The organism is Kitasatospora viridis, from assembly GCF_007829815.1.
Lineage (GTDB): Bacteria > Actinomycetota > Actinomycetes > Streptomycetales > Streptomycetaceae > Kitasatospora > Kitasatospora viridis.
Genome location: NZ_VIWT01000001.1, coordinates 3,154,988 through 3,172,887, shown reverse-complemented (window position 1 = coordinate 3,172,887; position 17,900 = coordinate 3,154,988). Strand labels below are relative to the sequence as shown.

At 72.3% G+C, this 17,900-nt stretch carries 16 protein-coding genes and 3 tRNA genes; 10 read left to right on the top strand and 9 right to left on the bottom strand.

Going from position 1 to position 17,900, the window contains the following annotated elements; genetic code table 11:
• Window positions 1-88 precede the first annotated feature (88 nt).
• The 3 genes from FHX73_RS14105 to FHX73_RS14095 form a co-directional block, all read right to left on the bottom strand.
• Window positions 89-164 (bottom strand) — tRNA-Arg (locus FHX73_RS14105).
• Window positions 165-195: 31 nt separating this feature from the next.
• Window positions 196-271 (bottom strand) — tRNA-Arg (locus tag FHX73_RS14100).
• Between the two features lie 221 nt (window positions 272-492).
• Window positions 493-586 (bottom strand) — tRNA-Ser (locus tag FHX73_RS14095).
• A gap of 198 nt (window positions 587-784) precedes the next feature.
• On the opposite strand from FHX73_RS14095, the gene FHX73_RS14090 reads away from it, so the two are divergent.
• Entirely contained in the window at window positions 785-3,970 is a 3,186-nt protein-coding gene (locus FHX73_RS14090; protein ID WP_145905342.1) for a response regulator, read from the top strand.
• Window positions 3,971-4,042: 72 nt separating this feature from the next.
• Here FHX73_RS14090 and FHX73_RS14085 read toward each other — a convergent pair whose 3' ends face one another.
• Window positions 4,043-5,719, bottom strand: a complete 1,677-nt coding sequence (locus tag FHX73_RS14085) for a long-chain fatty acid--CoA ligase (protein WP_145905341.1) — start codon at window positions 5,717-5,719, stop codon at window positions 4,043-4,045.
• Between the two features lie 268 nt (window positions 5,720-5,987).
• Here FHX73_RS14085 and FHX73_RS14080 point away from each other — a divergent pair, with 268 nt between their 5' ends.
• On the top strand, window positions 5,988-7,490 hold the full coding sequence (locus FHX73_RS14080; protein ID WP_145905340.1) for an outer membrane protein assembly factor BamB family protein: 1,503 nt from the start codon (window positions 5,988-5,990) through the stop codon (window positions 7,488-7,490).
• 313 nt (window positions 7,491-7,803) lie between these two features.
• Here FHX73_RS14080 and FHX73_RS14070 read toward each other — a convergent pair whose 3' ends face one another.
• Window positions 7,804-8,151, bottom strand: coding sequence for an ATP-binding protein (locus FHX73_RS14070; protein ID WP_246213518.1), 348 nt, complete (start codon window positions 8,149-8,151; stop codon window positions 7,804-7,806).
• 350 nt (window positions 8,152-8,501) lie between these two features.
• Between FHX73_RS14070 and FHX73_RS14065 the strand changes: the two genes are divergently transcribed.
• Window positions 8,502-9,410: a helix-turn-helix domain-containing protein gene (locus FHX73_RS14065; protein WP_170304914.1), complete on the top strand. Its 909-nt coding sequence runs from the start codon at window positions 8,502-8,504 to the stop codon at window positions 9,408-9,410.
• Complete coding sequence (locus FHX73_RS14060; RefSeq protein ID WP_145905338.1) at window positions 9,407-9,607, top strand: DUF397 domain-containing protein; 201 nt, start codon at window positions 9,407-9,409, stop codon at window positions 9,605-9,607. Before FHX73_RS14065 ends, FHX73_RS14060 begins: the two co-directional genes overlap by 4 nt.
• A 41-nt stretch (window positions 9,608-9,648) precedes the next feature.
• Here the strand turns inward: FHX73_RS14060 and FHX73_RS14055 are convergent, their stop codons facing one another.
• Together FHX73_RS14055 and FHX73_RS14050 are read right to left on the bottom strand one after the other, a co-directional pair.
• The gene (locus tag FHX73_RS14055; protein ID WP_145905337.1) at window positions 9,649-11,010 is read right to left on the bottom strand and encodes an NsdA family TPR-like regulatory protein; all 1,362 of its coding nucleotides are present in this window, start codon (window positions 11,008-11,010) and stop codon (window positions 9,649-9,651) included.
• Window positions 11,011-11,050: 40 nt separating this feature from the next.
• Complete coding sequence (locus tag FHX73_RS14050) at window positions 11,051-11,890, bottom strand: glycosyltransferase family 2 protein (RefSeq protein WP_145908266.1); 840 nt, start codon at window positions 11,888-11,890, stop codon at window positions 11,051-11,053.
• A gap of 190 nt (window positions 11,891-12,080) precedes the next feature.
• Here FHX73_RS14050 and FHX73_RS14045 point away from each other — a divergent pair, with 190 nt between their 5' ends.
• The 4 genes from FHX73_RS14045 (at window position 12,081) to FHX73_RS14030 (ending at window position 14,419) form a co-directional block, all read left to right on the top strand.
• A complete protein-coding gene (locus tag FHX73_RS14045; protein ID WP_145905336.1) occupies window positions 12,081-12,500 on the top strand; it encodes a hypothetical protein in 420 nt (139 codons plus the stop codon).
• A 91-nt stretch (window positions 12,501-12,591) separates the two neighbouring features.
• A complete protein-coding gene (locus FHX73_RS14040) occupies window positions 12,592-13,161 on the top strand; it encodes a hypothetical protein (RefSeq protein WP_246213517.1) in 570 nt (189 codons plus the stop codon).
• A complete protein-coding gene (locus FHX73_RS14035) occupies window positions 13,125-13,967 on the top strand; it encodes a protein kinase family protein (protein WP_145905334.1) in 843 nt (280 codons plus the stop codon). Before FHX73_RS14040 ends, FHX73_RS14035 begins: the two co-directional genes overlap by 37 nt.
• Window positions 13,968-14,023: 56 nt before the next feature.
• Window positions 14,024-14,419, top strand: coding sequence for a GNAT family N-acetyltransferase (locus FHX73_RS14030; RefSeq protein WP_145905333.1), 396 nt, complete (start codon window positions 14,024-14,026; stop codon window positions 14,417-14,419).
• Between the two features lie 4 nt (window positions 14,420-14,423).
• Here the strand turns inward: FHX73_RS14030 and FHX73_RS14025 are convergent, their stop codons facing one another.
• Window positions 14,424-15,368, bottom strand: a complete 945-nt coding sequence (locus FHX73_RS14025; protein WP_145905332.1) for a LysR family transcriptional regulator — start codon at window positions 15,366-15,368, stop codon at window positions 14,424-14,426.
• A 109-nt stretch (window positions 15,369-15,477) separates the two neighbouring features.
• On the opposite strand from FHX73_RS14025, the gene FHX73_RS14020 reads away from it, so the two are divergent.
• Together FHX73_RS14020 and FHX73_RS14015 are read left to right on the top strand one after the other, a co-directional pair.
• Complete coding sequence (locus tag FHX73_RS14020; RefSeq protein WP_145905331.1) at window positions 15,478-16,413, top strand: zinc-binding dehydrogenase; 936 nt, start codon at window positions 15,478-15,480, stop codon at window positions 16,411-16,413.
• Between the two features lie 57 nt (window positions 16,414-16,470).
• Window positions 16,471-16,881 (top strand): nuclear transport factor 2 family protein, encoded by a 411-nt coding sequence (locus tag FHX73_RS14015; RefSeq protein WP_145905330.1) that lies wholly within the window; start codon window positions 16,471-16,473, stop codon window positions 16,879-16,881.
• A gap of 24 nt (window positions 16,882-16,905) precedes the next feature.
• Here the strand turns inward: FHX73_RS14015 and FHX73_RS14010 are convergent, their stop codons facing one another.
• On the bottom strand, window positions 16,906-17,838 hold the full coding sequence (locus FHX73_RS14010; protein ID WP_145905329.1) for a DUF1906 domain-containing protein: 933 nt from the start codon (window positions 17,836-17,838) through the stop codon (window positions 16,906-16,908).
• Window positions 17,839-17,900 lie beyond the last annotated feature (62 nt).

Genomic DNA, 17,900 nt, shown 5'->3' with positions numbered 1-17,900 from the left:
TCCACCCGTCCGGCGGAGCAGTCCAGGGGCCACGACCCGACCCCGAACACGCCGAAGGCCCCTCGCCTGGGGCGAGGGGCCTTCGTGGTGGTGCGCTCAGCAGGATTCGAACCTGCAACCTCTTGATCCGTAGTCAAGTGCTCTATCCGTTGAGCTATGAGCGCTCGGACGGCCACGGGGGCCGCGAGCGGATGTTGGTGCGCTCAGCAGGATTCGAACCTGCAACCTCTTGATCCGTAGTCAAGTGCTCTATCCGTTGAGCTATGAGCGCTCGCCCCAAGGCCTGAGCCTGCGGGGCGTTGCGGGGACAACATTACATGACCGCCGACCTGGGGTGAAATCGATTCCTTCCGGGCACCCCTCGTGGCGCCTCCGCCCCCGGGCGGCCCGGGTCTTGGACCTCCGGCCCCGGACCCCTGACTCTCGGACCCCCAACACCGAAGGACCCCAACGCCGAAGGGCCCCACCGACCGGAGTCGGTGGGGCCCTTCATGGCGGAGGCTGAGGGATTTGAACCCTCGATGGGCTTTAAGACCCAAACCGCATTAGCAGTGCGGCGCCATAGACCGGACTAGGCGAAGCCTCCATCCACCCGATCGAACCGTCTCCGGTTGCGACCGCGTGCATGCGATGATGCCACAGCTCGGGGCTCCGACACCAACCGCTGATTACGTTACTAGGCGGGTCGTCCTCTCGGCAAAAACAATGGGATACTCCAACCCCCGCCAGGCAGCCGGTCCGCATCCGCACGACCGGACCGTAAGTCGTGAGGAGACCTGTCGACGTGAGCAGCAGGCCGACCCGAGGCGCTGCTCGCCTCGCCGCGATACTCGACGCGCTGCCCGACGCGCTGCTGCTGGTCAACAGCAACGGCACCGTCGTGGACGCCAACCAGGCGGCCGTGCGGGCGATGCAGACCCCCGGCACCTCGTTGGTCGGGCGCGGGGTGCTCGACCTGCTGCCGGACTTCGACCCGAGCCGGATCCCCGGCTCGATGCGGCCCGCGCTGCGGGACTCCGACGAGGCCGCCAAGGCGGTGCGGATGACCGCCCGGCGCACCGACGGCAGCACCTTCCCGGTGGAGGTGCTCGGCAACGACTTCACCGAAGAGGGCTCCGAGGGCCGCGGCTACTCGCTCTCCCCCCAGTCCTACGACCCCTACCGCAGCGGCTCCAGCGCCAACGACCTGCTGCTCCTGCTGGTCCGCGACCTCACCGGCCGGCTCGGCGTCGAGGCCGAACTGCGCCGCCAGCACAAGCAGACCGAGATGATCCTGCGGGCCGCCGCCGAGGGCGTGCTGGGGGTGGACCTGGAGGGCCGGGTCGTCCTGGTCAACCCGGCCGCCGCGCACATCCTGGACTTCCGGGCCAGCGAGCTGGGCGGCCGCGAGCTGCACCCGCTGGTGCAGCACTCCCGGGCCGACGGCACCCCGCTGGCCGCCGACGAGTCTGCGCTGCTGGACACCCTCTCCTCCGGCCGCAAGCACCGGGTGCGCGGCGCCACCCTCTGGCGCAAGGACGGCCGCCCGGTCACCGTCGACCTGACGACCGCTCCGGTGCGGGACGGCGAACAACTGGTCGGCGCCGTCATGACCTTCACCGACCGGACCCGCGAACTCGCCCTGACCGACCGCGCCGAACACCTCAGCGCGGTGCTGGAGACCGAGGTGAGCGGGGCGCTGCAGGCGCTGCGGGCGCGGATCGACACGCTGGCCGCCGACCCGGCCGGGCAGCTCTGGCCCGAGGCCAACTGGATGCTGCGCGCGCTGGCCGACGACTGCCGCCGGTTCGGCGTGCTGATCGACGGCGTGCTCGCGCACGAGCGGGCCGACCGCCCCGAGCAGGCGCTGCAGCGCACCACCACCTCCCTGGACAAGGTGGTCGCCGAGGCGGTGGACCAGTCGAACCGGCTGGTCGGCCCCGGCCGGCTGCGGTTCGCGGTGCACGCGGCGCCCGTCGAACTCACCGCCGACCGGGAGCGGCTGGCGCAGGCGCTGGCCTACCTGGTGGCCGACGTCAGCGGCGCCGAGCTGACCGGCTCGGTGACCGACGGCGGCGAGCCGCCGGCCGTGGTGCTGGCCGCCGCGCAGCGCGCCGACATGGCCCGGATCGAGGTGCGCGGCCCGGGCAAGGGCGGCAGCCGGGTCTACCTGCCGATCGCGCGCGCCCTGGTCGAGCGGCACGGCGGGGTGCTGCAGCCGCACGAACTGCCCAACCACGCGGGCACCACCTATGTGGTGGAGCTGCCGCTGGACGACGACGCGGCGGCCGCCGCGGCCGCCCGGGCCGCCGCCGGCAACCACCAGGTGCCCCGGGAGACCGACACCGCGGTGCTGCCCGACCTGCCCGGACTGGCCGGCGGCCCGCTCGGCCCGGAGCCGGAAGGGTCCGGCGAGAGCACCGAGGCGGGCGAGGAGACCGGGCCCGCCGGATCCGCCCGCTCCGCGCCCGGCCCGATCGCGCTGGGTCCGGCCGCGCCGGCACGCCCCACCGCCGAGGAGCCGGTCGCGCCGGTCGCACTGGAGGAGCCGGCCGAACCCGTCGAGCCGCCACGGGCCGTGGCCGTTCCCGAGCCGCCCAAGGCCGCGCCGTCGCGCCGCCGCCGGGCGCTGCCCGCTCCGGTCGAGGCCGCCGACCACCCCGAGCCCGGCCTGCCGGTCTACCCCGGGCTGGAGCACGCGCTGCCCGTCGCGCAGCCGCTGCCCCCGGCCGAGTCGCCGGTGCCGACCGGCCGGCGCCGCCGGCTCGGGATGCCGGGCGGCGACACCCCGGCGGAGTCCGGCGAGGCCAACCTGCCCGCCGCGCGGGACCCGCAGCCGGCCGCCCCCGAGCGCCGCTCGCTGGAGCCGGCCCGGCCCGCCGGCGAGCCCGGCCAGTCGAGCGGCGGCGCGCTCGCACTGCCCGGCGTGCCCAGCCAGCTGCCGCCGGTGCCCGACGCGGCCGGCGGTGCGCCCACCGGTTCGGACGCCGTGCCGGTCGGCACCGGCCTGGGCGAGCTGGCCCCGCCCCGCCCGGGCGGCTTCGCCAGTGCCTTCCCCGCCGCCTTCCCGGCCCCGGCCGCCCCGTTGGAGCAGCGCACCCCGCCGCGCCCGATGGCCGAGCTGCCCCCGGCGGCGCCCGCCGGCGGGGCCGACCGACTGCCCCGGCTGACCGGTGAGGACGAGGGCACGGCCGGCCCGGCGCCGGTGCGCACCCCCGAGTACCCGGACTACCCGACGGTGGTCGGCCCGGCTGCGGACGGTCGCCCGCGCCGCCTGCTGGTCTGGCCTGAGCCCGACCCGTCCACCAAGCAGGCCCTGCAGGAGCGGGGCTACCGCCCGGTGATAGTGCGCTCCCGCGAGGAGGTGGACGCCCAGGTCGCCGGCTTCCCGGCCGCGCTCTTCGTCGATCCGCTGACCGGGCCGATCACCCGCACCGCGCTGCAGTCGCTGCGCACCGCCGCGCTCAACTCCCGGGTCCCGGTGCTGGTCACCGCGGGCCTCGGCCAGGCCACCAGGGACGCCGCCTACGGCGCGGACCCGGCGGTGCTGCTGCGCGCGCTGGCCCCCCGGGACAGCGAGAACCACGCGGCCCGGGTGCTGCTGGTGGAGGGCGACCCGGACATCGCCGCGGCACTGACCGCGAGCCTGGAGCGGCGCGGCATGCACGTGGAGCACGCGGTCTCGGAGACCGACGCGGTCTCCAAGGCCAGCAGCGTGCAGCCGAACCTGGTGGTGATGGACCTGATGCGGATCGGCCGTCGCCAGCTGGGCCTGCTGGACTGGCTTCGCACCAACGACCGGCTGCACCGCACGCCGCTGGTCGTCTACACCTCGGCGAACCTGGACCCGGCCGAGCTGCCCCGGCTGCGCACCGGCGAGACGGTGCTGTTCCTGGCCGAGCGCTCGACCAGCCCGGACGTGCAGGAGCGGATCGTCGACCTGCTGGGCCGGATCGGCTCGCTCGGCGAGCAGCGGCAGCACGCGCACTGACCAGTTCTGACGGGTCCTGACGTGTTCTGACGGGGCGCCAGCTGCTGGCGCCCCGTCAGAACCGTTCGGCCACTACTCCTTGCCGAGCACCGTGACGTCGAGCGCGCCCTCGGCGTACTGGGCCCGGATCACCTTCTTGTCGAACTTGCCGACGCTGGTCTTCGGCACCGCCTCGACCAACGTCCAGCGCTCGGGCAGCTGCCAGGAGGCGATCCGGCCGGCCAGGAAGGCGCGCAGGCCGGGCAGGTCGACGGTGGCGTCCGGGCGGAGCACCACGGTGGCCAGCGGGCGCTCGCCCCACTTCTCGTCCGGCACGGCGACCACGGCCGCCTCGGCGACCTCCGGGTGGGCCATCAGCTCGTTCTCCAGCTCGACCGAGGAGATCCACTCGCCGCCGGACTTGATCACGTCCTTGGCCCGGTCGGTGAGGGTGAGGAAGCCGTCCGGGGTGATGGTGCCGACGTCGCCGGTGCGCAGCCAGCCGTCCTCGGTGAACTTGTCCTCCGGACGCTCGGGTTCGTTGCCCACGCCGCCGAAGTAGGCGCCCGCGATCCACGGGCCGCGCACCTCCAGCTCGCCGGCGCTGTGGCCGTCGTGCGGCACCCGCTCGCCGTTCGGGCCGGTGAGCCGGGCCTGCACCGAGGACGGGAAGACGCCCTGCATCGCCCGGTAGTGCCACTCGTCGTCCGCGCCGAGCCCGGCCGGGGGCAGGCCGAAGGTGCCGAGCGGGGAGGTCTCGGTCATCCCCCAGGCGTGGATGACCCGGATGCCGTGCCGCTCCTGGAAGGCGCGCATCAGGGCGGGCGGGCAGGCCGAGCCGCCGATCACCACCTGGCGCAGCGAGGAGACGTCGTACGGGGTCTGACGGCCGGTCGGGTGGTCCAGCTCGTCCAGCAGGCCGTTCCAGATGGTCGGCACGGCCGCGCTGACGGTCGGCCTGACCTGGTCGATCATCGCGGCGAGCGGCTGCGGCTGGAGGAACCGGTCCGGCATCAGCAGGCTCGCGCCGGACATGAAGGCGGCGTGCGGGATGCCCCAGGCGCCGACGTGGAACATCGGCACGACGGGCAGTGCGATGTCGGCCGGGGTGAGGGCGAAGGTGGCGGCGGAGTTGACCTGCATGCAGTGCAGGTAGATCGAGCGGTGGCTGTAGACCACGCCCTTGGGGTCGCCGGTGGTGCCGGAGGTGTAGCAGATCATCGCCGGGTCGCGCTCGTCGATCTCGCCGCGCCACGGGAACTCGGTGGGCCGCCCCGCGATCAGCTCCTCGTACTCGTGCACGGTGCCGCCGAAGCCGGCCAGCAGCGAGAGGTCCGCCGGGCCGCTGACCACGATGTGCTTGAGCGTCGGCGCGAGGTGCGGCAGCACGCCCGCCAGCAGCGGCAGCACGCTGCCGCTGACGATGATCGCGTGGTCGGCGGCGTGGTTGATGATGAACGCCAGCTGGGCCGGGGGGAGCCGCAGGTTGAGCGTGTGCAGCACCGATCCCATGGACGGGACGGTGAGGTAGGCCTCCAGGTGGTCGGCGTTGTTCCACATCAGCGTGGCGACCACGGTCTCGGCGGACACGTCCAGCTCGTCCCGCAGCGCGTGCGCGAGCTGCGCCGCCCGGGCCCCGACCTCGGCGAAGGTGCGGACCTGCGGCCCGGTGCCGTCCCAGGTCGTCACGGTGGACCGGGCGTGGATCGTCGCCCCGTGCTCCAGGATGCGGGCAACGGTGAGCGGTACGTCCTGCATGGTGCTGAACACGCGGAGGTCCTCCTTGACCGGGCTGGCTGGCGGCACCGCGGGCTGATCGGCTACCGACCGGTAGCACGCGGGCCGTGCGGGAATTCTGTCGCGGGCGGGTGTCCGGTGTCAGCAGGTACGGGCGAATTGAGACGAGCGGCTCAACGGGAGCTCCCCCCACGCCGCCGTGACCGGCGGACCCGAGTGGCGGTCCTGAGCTGCGCGGGCGGAGGAGTCATGACTGATACTCCAAGTGACGGATCATCACTTCGTGTCATGAGGGACGGCGATGCGCGGACCGAGGCAGTGGGGATCGAAGAAGGTCAGCTGGCCGCTGGGGCTGGTGCTGGCCGGGACGGCGCTCGTCCCGGTGCTCCCAGGTGCGACGCCGGCGGGGGCCGCCGCGCCGCCGGCCGCGAGCCTGTCGGTGTCCGCGGGGCCGCCGACGACGCGGGTCACCGTGTCCGGGTCCGGGTTCGGGCTGCGGAACGAGCCGGTGGACGTGTACTTCGACGACCACGACCACGCGCTCGCGGTGACCGACGGCCAGGGCCGGTTCAGCGTCGGGATCACCGTGCCCGCCGAGGCCGGGCCGGGGCAGCACTGGGTCACCGCGGTGGACCGCGGCAGCTCGCAGGCGGCGCAGGCGGCGTTCACGGTCCGCACCGACTGGACCGAGCAGGGCTTCACGCCCGAGGGCCGCCGGACGAACCCGTACGAGAACCTGCTGTCGCCGAGCACCGTGGGCCGGCTGCAGGAGTCCTGGCGGGTCGGCACGTTCGGCGGCGACTCCTCCTCCCCCGCCGTCGTGGCCGGCACGGCCTACTTCGGCTCGGAGGACGGCCAGGTGCACGCGGTGGACGCGGCCACCGGCGCGTCGCACTGGACCTTCACCACCGGCAACTCGGTGATCTCCGGTCCGGCCGTCGCGAACGGCTTGGTCTACGTCGGCTCGGTGGACCGCAAGGTGTACGCGCTGGACGCGGCCACCGGCGCGGTCCGCTGGAGCTTCGCCACCGGCGGCACCGTGGTCTCCTCGCCCGTCGTGGTGGGCGGCCTGGTCTACATCGGCTCGTTCGACGGCAAGGTGTACGCCCTGGACGCGGCCACCGGCGCGCAGCGCTGGGCCTTCACCACCGGCAACGCCGTGGGCGGCTCCCCCGTCGTGGCCGACGGGGTCGTCTACGTCGGCTCGTACGACGACAAGCTGTACGCGCTCGACGCCGCCACCGGCGCGCAGCGCTGGGCCTTCAGCACCGGGGGCCCGGTGGCCGGCAGCGCGGCCGTGGCCAACGGCGTGGTGTACGTCGGCTCGCTCGACGGCAAGGTCTACGCCGTCGACGCCGTCACCGGCAAGCAGGCGTGGACCTTCACCACCGGCAACCAGGTGCTGACCGAACCGGCCGTCGCGAACGGCACCGTCTACGTCGGCTCCGACGACGGCAACGTCTACGCCCTCGACGCCGTCACCGGCGGCCAGGTGTGGGCGTTCGCCGCCGCCCCCCAGGTGGGCACCGCTCCGGCCGTGGCCGACGGCGTGGTCTACGTCGGGTCGTTCGACGGCCGGCTCTACGCCCTGGACGCCGCCAGCGGCAACCGCCTGTGGGCGTTCACCACCGGCGGCTCCGTCGAGGGCTCGCCGACGGTGGCGGACGGCCGGGTGTACTTCGGCTCGGAGGACCAGAACCTCTACGCCGTGGCCCTCGACCCGGCCACCCACCGGGACGCGGTCGGCGCGCGGCCGGAGCCGCGTTCGCTCCGCCCGGACCTCAGTCTGCGGCCGCGGGCCTGACGGTCGGTCCACCGCCGAGCGGGCCGACTTCGGCCCGCTCGGCCTCCGGGAGCCAGTCGCGGTCCGGGCGGTATTCCAGCCAGCGGTTGCGGCGGCCGGTCTCGGCGAAGGCCTTCAGCAGGGCGGGGACGGCGGGGTGCGCGTTGTTCCGCGGCCAGACCAGGGACCAGGCGTAGAGGTGGGTGGGGTCGACCGTTGGCTGCCAGAGCTGCCGACCTACGCATCGGAGCCCTGGGCCAGCACGCCACCCACCCGGGCCCCAAGCGCCAGAGCCACGCCTGCGAGTACCAGCAGCTGGGCAGCAGGGCTCGTCTCAGGCAGCCTTGACCGCCAGCTCGCACCAGATCTCCTTGCCACTCTCACCGAGCGGGCGCACGCCCCACTCCACTGCGAGCAGGTCCACCAGGAAGAGCCCGCGACCGCCGTCACGTTCGCCGCCGTCCGGCACCAGCGCCAGCTCGGCCGGCGAGCCGTCGGCCACGCCGATGTAGAGCCGATCGCCACGCACCTCCCAGACGACTGCGGCGCTGTCCCCGCCGTGCAGCAGCGCATTGCCCACCAGCTCGGAGAGCAGGAGACACGCGTCGTCCGGGTCGAGCCCATGAGCGGCGAGGTGGTCGCGGAGCCGGTGGCGCGCGGCCCGCAGGGTGGATCGCACCACGAGCGCGAGGAGTTGAAACGGGGGATCGACCGGGCCAACCGACAGGCGCCGTACAGGAAGGGAAGAGACAAGACGCATGAGGCTCTCCAGTTCAGCCATATCAACGTCTCAGACTGACCATCACCCGTGACTCGCCCCATGGCTGACGACATGGCACGAGCCAAGCATCCGGGGTGCACTTCGGACTTCCTGACGACCAGTCAGTGAGGGGAACATCACAGACGGTAGAGCAGATGGGTTCATTCGTGCAACCTTGTTCGCGAGACCCGTGGGCCCGCTCCCCTGGACTGGTTGGCGTCAGGACATGCCCGCGCGCCAGACTGCCCCTGCTACGAGAGGGGCGGACAGCAATGGCACTGCGAACGCAGATCAGCGAACGGCAGCGACGGTTCGGAACCGAGCTTCGTCGACTGCGCCTCAGCGCCGACATCGCGGTGCAGGACGCAGCCACGCATATCGGCATTCGCGGTCCCCAGTTGAACCACATCGAGGCGGCGCGAACCGGCCTGGACGAGGCGCGCATGCGTACGTTGGCGCGCTTCTACGGATGCACGGATGATCCCTACATGGATGCACTCGCCACGATGGGGGCGAGCAGCGGCAAGGGGTGGTGGAGCTCATACAAGGGGCGGATTCCGGGATTTGCGCTCGACCTGGCCGAGTTGGAGAGCAGCGGGATCGCGCGCTACCTGAACTACGAGACCTTCTTCGTACCCGGGCTGCTCCAGACCGAGGAGTACGTTCGCCGCCTCTTCGAGAACGGCGACACTTCCCTTTCCCCAGCCCAGATCGAGGACACGGTCAGGTTCCGACTCGATCGCCAGCGGATCCTCACCTCTTCAGCCCGCACTCGGTTCACTTTCGTCCTGCACGAAGCTGCCTTGCTGATGAACTTCGCCGGCGCGGCTGCGATGCGCCGCCAGCTCACCCACCTTCTGAAGGTGTCGGAGCTGCCGAACGTGGACGTGCAGATCTACCCGTTCAACGTCCGGGCCACGCCGCCGTTCAGCGGCCCCTTCCTGATCGCCGAACCGGGCCCGGTCGAGTTGTCGACCGTGGTCATCGACCATCCGGGCGCCTCGGGATTCACGGATTCCCCGGAAGCCGTGCAGCGCTACCGGTCCAGGTTCGCCGACCTCAGCAGGCTTGCGCTCCCCTCGGGCGACGCGAAATCCTACGCCGAGCCGAACTCGCCCAGGGACTCGTGGGCCGTCATTCAGCACGCCAAACACAGCCTTGAAATGGGAGGGCAGTCATGACCGGCCAGAACTGGCAGAAGTCCTCGTCCAGCAGCCAGGACGGCGGCAACTCGGTCGAGGTGTCGGTCAACGGCGACGGACTGATCGAGATTCGTGAGTCAGCGTCACCTGCGGCCATTGTCGTCACGACCCGCACGAAGTTCGCCCTGTGGTTGGAGGGCGTCAAGCGCGGCGAGTTCGACCACTTCGTCGGGTAGGCCATGAGGCAGTCCGCATTCGACCTGCCGAGTCGCGCGCTCTACGCCATCGCGCGGAGCATGTCGGCCGCCCGCTGGTCGACCTCTCCAGCGCCGGGGATGCCGCGTTTCCGGTAGCCGACCATCATCGACCGCATGGTGGTGATCTCCTTCCTGTTGCGGTCCGAGGCGACACCGGCCATGAAGTCCAAAGACCTGTTCCACAGGCTCAGGGCCTCCTCGTGGCGCCGTTGGGCAGCCACCGACTTCGCAAGGTTCGCCATGGTCAGGGCGTGCACCCGCTGGTACGTCTCCGGGACGCGGTCCCGGAGCGCCAGGCGGTAGTACCGCTCGGCTGCCCGGTGGTCGCGGAGTTCGGTCAGGGTCTTGGCCGTGTGGGATGCGACCGTGGCGGCCACCGGTCCGGAAGCGGCCGCGTACGAGGGAACGGCGTCATCGGTGCCGAGCATGGCGTCCTCGGCCGAAAGCAGCGCGGATGCGGCCTTCGCACCCTCACCGCCGGCACCGTAGGCCCGGGCGGCCGTCACCAGCAGCAGTGCCTCGGTGCTCCCGTCCACCTTTCCCCGTGCGCGGGACAGCGCCGCTTCTGCCAAGTCCACACAGTGCCGGGACTGCCGCAGGTCGAGGGCCTGGTGCGTCAGCGCTCGCATCATCCAGGCCGGGTGCCCGGCCGGGTCGGACTCGCACGCCAGTTGGTAGCCCAAGAGGTAGAACCGCTGGGCCGCGCCCTCACGGCCGAGGTCATGGTGCTTCCACCCGGCGAGGCACGCCAAAGTGGCCGCCGCACCATAGGCATCAAGGCGGACTTGCTCGGTGGGGAAGCGCCGTGACAGCAATGGGATGACGGTGTCCGTGAAGTACGCGGTGACTGCGGTCAGACCGTGACCACCACCGAGCCGGTCATCCGCGCTCCTGAAGGTCTCGGTGAGTTGCCGGATGGAGGAGACCTCTCCGGTGCCGACGACCCCGTCTCCGGTCGCGGCCCTGAGCGTGACAGCGACGGCACCATGGTCGTAGCTGACCGGAAGGCCCACAGCCGCAGCTGCGAAGGTGGTGGTGAGGAAGTCCCTGCGGTGCAGCATGGCGAATCTCCCGAGGTCAGCGGCGGCGGCCAGCGGATCAGCACTCATCGGCTCCGGCATCTCGTCGGAACCCAGGGCGATCTCACCGACTGTCACCTTTCGCTTCGCCAACCTGCTCAGAGCTTCGGCGACGTAGGACCTGGTCCTGCCTGTCGGGATGCCACCGTTCACCCAGGAGAAGACGGCCGACCGTGACGTGTGGAGGGCCTCACCCGCTTCGGCTGCGACGACCCGGACCTGCTTGGCCAGGACCTCGTACGTGCATCCGGCTTCCGCGATCACAGCGGCCAGTTGCTCGTTCGGTTCCCTTCGAATCACCAACTCACCCCCGGTACCGCTCTCGAACTCGACCTACGGACCGTCAGATCACCGGCGGCCGACCCAGCCGCGCCATCCGCCAGACCGTGCGCCACCGCATCGGTCGGCGCGGCGGAGACGGGGTCCGCACTCCCTCGAAGAATCCCGCCCACCATGCCCTGAGTCCGGCCAGCGGAGGCCTGCGGGCCACGGTGTAGGCGGTCCACGACGCGAGGTACACCGGTACCAGAACGGCCGGCAAGTGCCGCTTGGCCAGCCACACCCGGTTGCGTGCCGTGAGCCGGTAGTACGTGGCGTGCCGGGCAGGATTGGTTCGGGGATGCCTGAGGACCAGGTCGGACCGGTAGTGGATCTCCCAGCCGGCATCCAACGCACGCCATGCGAAATCCGTCTCCTCGTGCGCATAGAAGAAGGCCGCCGGGAACTCGCCGACTTGGTCGATCACGCTCATCCGGATGGCGTGCGCGCCACCGAGGAACGTGGTGACCTCGGATGAGCGCAGCGGGTCGGAGGCGCCGAGGCGTGGCACATGCCGGCGCGCCGTCTGCCCGTCCTCGTCCACGATCCGGAAACTCACCACTCCCAGATGGGAGTTGGCGGCGAACGCCTCCCGGACGAGACGAAAGGTGTCCGTCCTCGGGAGCAGCCCGTCGTCGTCCAGGATCACGACCAGATCCACACCGCCACAGTCGCGCAACCACTCCACGCCCTTGTTCCGGCCCCCCGGGATGCCGAGGTTCTCCGGCAACTCCACCCCGGCGACCTCCGGGGGAAGTTCGGGAAGCCGTACGCCCTGGCCAAGCACGACGACCACCGCGGAATCGCCCTCCTGGGCCGCCACGGACTCCAGCAGAGCGCGCAGTTCATCGGACCGGTCCCCCATCGTCAGCACGACCACGCCCACCGTGAGACCTCGGCCATCGACTGTCGGACTCTCGGTCAAGATGTGCCCCTGGGTTGGATCTTGAACACTTTGAACGGGCTTCCCACTGTCCAACGGTACTCCAGTTGCGTGATCAAAGGTTCACTAACTGTAGCCGCAAGACCGCGGCTGATACCCGCAGGAGGAGCACATGAGCACCCCCACCGGAACCAGCATCGAACTCGTCGAGCTCGGCAAGTTCTTCGGCATCGCCGCGCGCCGCTTCGACGCCGGGCAGAGCGCGCCCGAGATGTTCAGCACGGCGATCGACGCCGCCTGGCACCGACTCGCCGAGGACGCCGAGGCGCACCGTGCGTTCACCGCGGAGCACGCCGGGCGCGTGATCACCCATTCGGAGACGAGCGGCCGGGGGTTCATCGAGTGGGTGGCCGCCTACGAGGAGGCGTACGGCGCGCTTCCGGAAATCTGGTTCACCAACGCCGACGGAGTCGTCGACACCGCGGCGCTCATCGCCTACCGGGAGACCGGCCACGTGGTCGCTGAGTGGAACTGCGCGCCGGCCCCCGGCGACGGTGACGACGGCAACGCTCCGGCCGGGAACACCCGGTGACCCGTTGAACGCCGTGCACAACGACGGAGCGTCCCGGTCCACCACCGGGGCGCTCCGCCTCATCGAGTCCCGCTCGCCGAGTCCGACCACTGTGGACACCACCGGCTACACCATGGCGATGGTCGGGCACTGCCCGTTCCTGGAACCATCCATCCGGCGTGGACTGACCGGTTGGACGGTGTACGAGATCGCGCCCGGAGCCCACCGGGACGCGGTCGAAGCCGAGCTGTTCCATGCCGCTGTTCGGGGAGCGGAGTGGATCCGACCACAACTCGCCCACTCACAGGGCGCGCTCGTCTGCGAGAACATCGTCATCACGGGCAGCGTCCCAGACGCCGACCACCGCGAGTTGATGACCTGGCCGCACTGGGCGTTGAAGCATCTCTACGGGCCCGTGGGCGTGATGTTCGGCAAGTTCACCCAGGGAGCCGGCGAGCGTGACAAGTTCGGCCGGAGCATCCCGCCACCTCCGTTCTCGTTCCTTCCGGTGCGGGCCGCAGTTCGGCACAGTGATCCGCGGTTCCTGAGGGACACACCCGATCTCGCACATGCGCTGGCGGTGGCCGACGACGACGGAAGAGACGTGTTCGAGCACATCCCCTGTGAGTGGAAGGCGGTACGGGCATGGGCCGGTTCGCTCCCTGTCCCCCCGAAGCGGTAGCTGCCGCACAGGCGCTGTGTGGACCTGTGCAATTGAGAGAGGTCACCGACCGGCGCGGTTCTGCGGTGTGGCAGGCCACCGGCCCGCTCGGCTCGGTGGCGGTCAAACTCGGGTACGGCGTCGGCGCGGAGACCACGGCGCGGGAGGCGGCGGTGCTCGATGCCCTGCCGGGCTGCACCGTACTCGCAGGACGCTCCGGCGCCGATGTCTGGTACGCCACGCCCTGGCTGAACGGGCCGTCCACCTGGGAGTTGTTCCAGGCAGTGCGGGACGGGCAGAACGGCCGCATCACCGCTCTCGCTGGGGCTGTTGCCCTGTGCCGGGCCGTCGCCGACTTCCACGCCACCGGCTGGGTACACGGGGACCTTCAACCGTCCCACGGCATCCACACGGCTGGTGGGGTCCGGCTGATCGACTTCGCCTGGTCCTGGCGCGAAGGCACCGACCCATGGTGGGAGTTCAACGGCGGAATCACGCACCTGATCGCGCCGGAGCTCGCCGCCAGGATCGCTCGTGGCCCCCAGCCGGTGAGACCAACAGCCGCATCGGACGTGTACGCGCTTGCCGGGACCTTGTGGACCTGCGTCACCGGCCGGTGGCCCCTGGACTACGAAGCCGCCGGAGTCGATGTGAAGGGCAGCAGCCCGGACGGCCTGCGGGTGGCGATCGCCTCCGGCATCCCGCTGTGCAGCGCACGACCGTGGCCGGAGCTCCAGGCGCAGCTCGCCAGGGTTCTCACCGCTCCCGGCACGGAGCGGTCCACGGCGGGCGGACTCGCCGACCTGCTGTCGGCGGTGCCGCTCTGAACGTACGCCGGGCCTCGCCGACCGATGCCGACGAACTCGCGATCCTGCACGCCGAGATGGTGGGGGTCGATACCTCTGGGCCGTGGCGCGACCGACTCGCCGAGTACTTGCGTTCGCAGTTGGGCGGGGACCGGGTCGCCGCGTTCGTGATCGAGGGCCCGGGCGGTGACATCACTGCGTGTGCGATCGGCCTCGTCCACCAGGGCCTCCCCGGGCCCGACCATGCCGGAATCTTCGGGCAGGTGCAGACGGTCGTCACCGGATGGCCGTTCCGCCGACGCGGCTACGGACGAGCCGTCACCTACGCGCTTGTGGAGTGGCTGACCGACCAGGGCTGCACACTGCTCACCCTCACGGCCAGTGACGTTGGTGCGCCGCTGTACGCATCGCTCGGCTTCACACCGAGCCCCCGGACGATGCGGCTCGTCCTCCGGCCCTTCCACCGGGCATGAGCGATCAGCCGCCGAGCGGGCCGAGTTCGGCCCGCTCCGCCTCCGGGAGCCAGTCGCGGTCCGGGCGGTACTCCAGCCAGCGGTTGCGGCGGCCGGTCTCGGCGAAGGCGCGCAGCAGGGCGGGGACGGCGGGGTGGGCGTTGCTGCGCGGCCAGACCAGGGACCAGGCGTAGAGGGGGGTGGGATCGACCAGGGGGACGGTGCGCAGGCCGGGGGTGAGGGGCAGCGGTGCGTCGGCGGGCAGCAGGGTGACGGCGTTCGGGGTGGCGGCGAGGTGGGCGAGGAAGTGCTCGGCGCCCATGTTGGTGGTGCTCTCGCAGGCCAGGTCGAAGCGTTCGGCGAAGCGCTGCAGGAACTCCAGGCGGGCCAGGGCGGCGGGGAGCAGCAGCGTGCTGTCCCGGAGGTCGGCGGGGCGCAGGGCGGCGGCGCCGGCGAGCGGGTGGTCAGCGCCGAGGACGGCGTCCACCGGTTCGAGGCGGACCAGGCGGTGGGAGAGCTCGTGCTCGCGGCCGTCCGGGAGGGCGTGGTGGCGGCCGAAGCCGGCGTCGATCTCGCCGCGGAGCAGGGCGCCGAGGACCGAGGGGAGGTCGCGGCCGTGGCCGACTTCGAGGGCGTCGAACTCCACTGCGCCGACGGTGCGCAGGGGCGCGAACAGGTGGCCCCAGACGTCGAGGCGGAGCGGGCGGGCCGCACCGCGCACGGCCGTCACCGCCGCCGCGCAGGCGGCGAGCACCGCGCGGGCCGGTTCGAGCAGGCGCTCGCCGGCCGGGGTCGGGTGGGCGCCGCGGCCGTCCCGGTCGAGCAGGCGCTCGCCCAGGAGCTCCTCCAGCCGGGCGACGCGCTTGGACAGCGCTTGCTGAGTGATGGTCAGTTCGGTCGCGGCGCGGCCGAAGTGCCCGTGCTCGGCGACGGCGAGGAAGGCCCGCAACTGGGCCGGATCGAGGTCCACGGACGCCATGATGTGCGCCGACAACCGTTGGTTGTCAAGGGTGCTGACCGGTTGTTGGATCACCGGGCGGCGCCGGGAGGAGGGTGGGGGCAACAGGGAGGAGCACACGATGAAGGCGTTCACCGCAACCCGCGACGAGGCCGCGACGGTCCGGCTCAGCGAGGTCCCCGAGCCGCAGCCGGCCGCCGATCAGGCGCTGGTCAAGGTCGAGGCCTACTCGGTCAACCGGGGCGAGACCTTCCAGCTGGAGCGCCCGCCCGGGGACGGCTGGCGGCCCGGGAAGGACGTGGCCGGCCTGGTGGTGCAGGCCGCGCCGGACGGGTCGGGGCCGGCGGTCGGCAGCCGGGTGGTGGGACACCCGCCGGCGCTCGGCTGGGCCGAGTACGCGGCGGTGCCGACCGGCCAGCTCGCCGTGCTGCCGGACCGGTTGACGGTCGAGCAGGCCGCCGCGCTGCCGCTGGCCGGGCTCACCGCGCTGCGCCTGCTGCGCACCGCCACCCGGCACACCGGGCACCTGGCCGGGCGGCGGGTGCTGCTCACCGGGGCCTCCGGAGGGGTGGGCCACTACCTGACCGAGCTGGCCGCCGCGGCCGGCGCCCGGATCACCGCGGTGAGCTCCTCGGCCGAGCGCGGGCAGCGGCTGGCCGAGCTCGGGGCGGTGGAGGTGGTGCACCGGGTGGCGGACGCCGAGGGGCCGTTCGACCTGGTGCTGGAGTCCACCGGCGGGGCCGACCTGCCGGTGGCGCTGGACCGGCTGGCCAAGCGCGGGCTGCTGCTCTGGTTCGGCCAGGCCAGCCGGCAGCCGGTCACCCTGGACTTCTTCCGGCTGCTCACCGGCCCGACCAGCGCCACCATCCGGCAGTTCAGCTACGCCGACGTGGACGAGCCGGACGGCGCCGACCTGGCGACCCTGGTCCGCCTCGCCGCCGAGGGGCGGCTGCACCCGGAGCTCGGCACCGTGCGGGACTGGCACGGGACGCCCGAGGTGCTGGCCGAGCTGCGCGGGCGTCGGATCCGCGGCAATGCCGTACTGACCATCTGCTGATAATCGATCAAGAACCTGTTCCAGAAGACTGAATCACGTTCCAGAAGGAGAAGACCGATGAACGAGCTCGACCCGAAGACCGTGGTGGTCCGGTACGTCAACGCCGTCATCGAGGGCGACCTCGCGGTGATCCGGGACAGCTTCGCCGAGGACGCCACCTGGGAGTACCCCGGCGACCTGCCGCTGAGCCGGGTGTGGACCGGGCGGGACGCGATCGTGGACGACTTCCTGGTCGGGGCCGGCCGGTTCTTCGCCCCCGGCGGCGCGCCGAAGGTGACGCTGACCAACGTGCTGGCCGACGGCGACCAGGTGCTCGCCGAGTGGCTCGCCGACGGCACGGCGGCGGGCGGCGGGCACTACGACAACCGGTGCGCGGGCATCTTCACGGTGGCGGACGGGCGGATCACCAGCGTCAGGGAGTACCTGGACACCCGGATGGTCGGCCGGGTGCTCTTCCCGGAAGCGTGACGGCGCCCGCACCCTGAGCACCTGTCAGGCACCGACCAGAGAGTCCAGCTGGTCCCGGTCCACCTCAAGCTCCACGCCGCCGTAGCTCTCCTTGCCCTCGCCGCGCAGCTGGTGGACCCGGCGGTGCGGGGCCCACTGGTCCGCGCCCAGCACGCCCGCGCCGTCGGTGGAGTTCCGGTTGTCCCAGCGGGCGTACCAGATCGAGTCGGGCATCGGGGTGGCCCCGGCCCGGGCGGCGGCGGCCAGGTCGCTGATCCCGGAGTCCAGGCTGGAGTAGAAGCCGGCGAAGTAGCCCGCCTTGTGCAGCGCCTGGGTCCAGCCCAGGGTGTAGTCGACCGCCGCCTTGGCGCACGGCGCGTTGCCCGGCTGGTAGGCCTCGATGTCCAGGTAGACCGGGGTGCCGGTGCCGAGCCCGAGCGCCCGGGCCGCGCGCACCGCCCCGGCGGCCTCGTCCCGCCCCTGCTGGACGGCCTGCGCCGGGTCGATCCGGACCGGCTTGGCCGGCAGCGCGGCGCACGGCGCCTGCCGCCCGACGTGGGTGGGCAGCAGCCGCCAGCCGAGCGAGCGGACCTGGCGGACCCACTCCTTCGTCAACCGGGTCTGCGCGCAGGCCCGTTGGCTGCCGCTGATGTAGATGCCGACCGCGCTGTACGGGGAGGCGCCGCGCCAGGCCCGCATGGCGTCCAGCGAGGGCGCGCTGCAGGCGTCGAAGCCGCTGCCGGTGAAGACGGTGCGGTGCACGGTGGCCAGCCGGGCCTGGCCGGGGTCGGCGAGCACGGTGGGCGGCAGCGGGGCGGGCGGCAGCTTGGCCGGGGCCCGGACGGTGGCGGGCAGCGCCGCGCCGACCGGGGCGGCGAGCAGGCGGGTGACCGGGGTGTGGCCGGCCGTCGCGTCGGTGGCCAGCAGCAGGACGAGGGCGGCGGCGCCGAAGGCCGTCGTGCGCAGGTAGCGGACCATCCTTCGAGCCTGCGGGCGGCCGGCGGCGCGGCGGCGCAGGCGGGCCCGGACGCGCGGGCCGG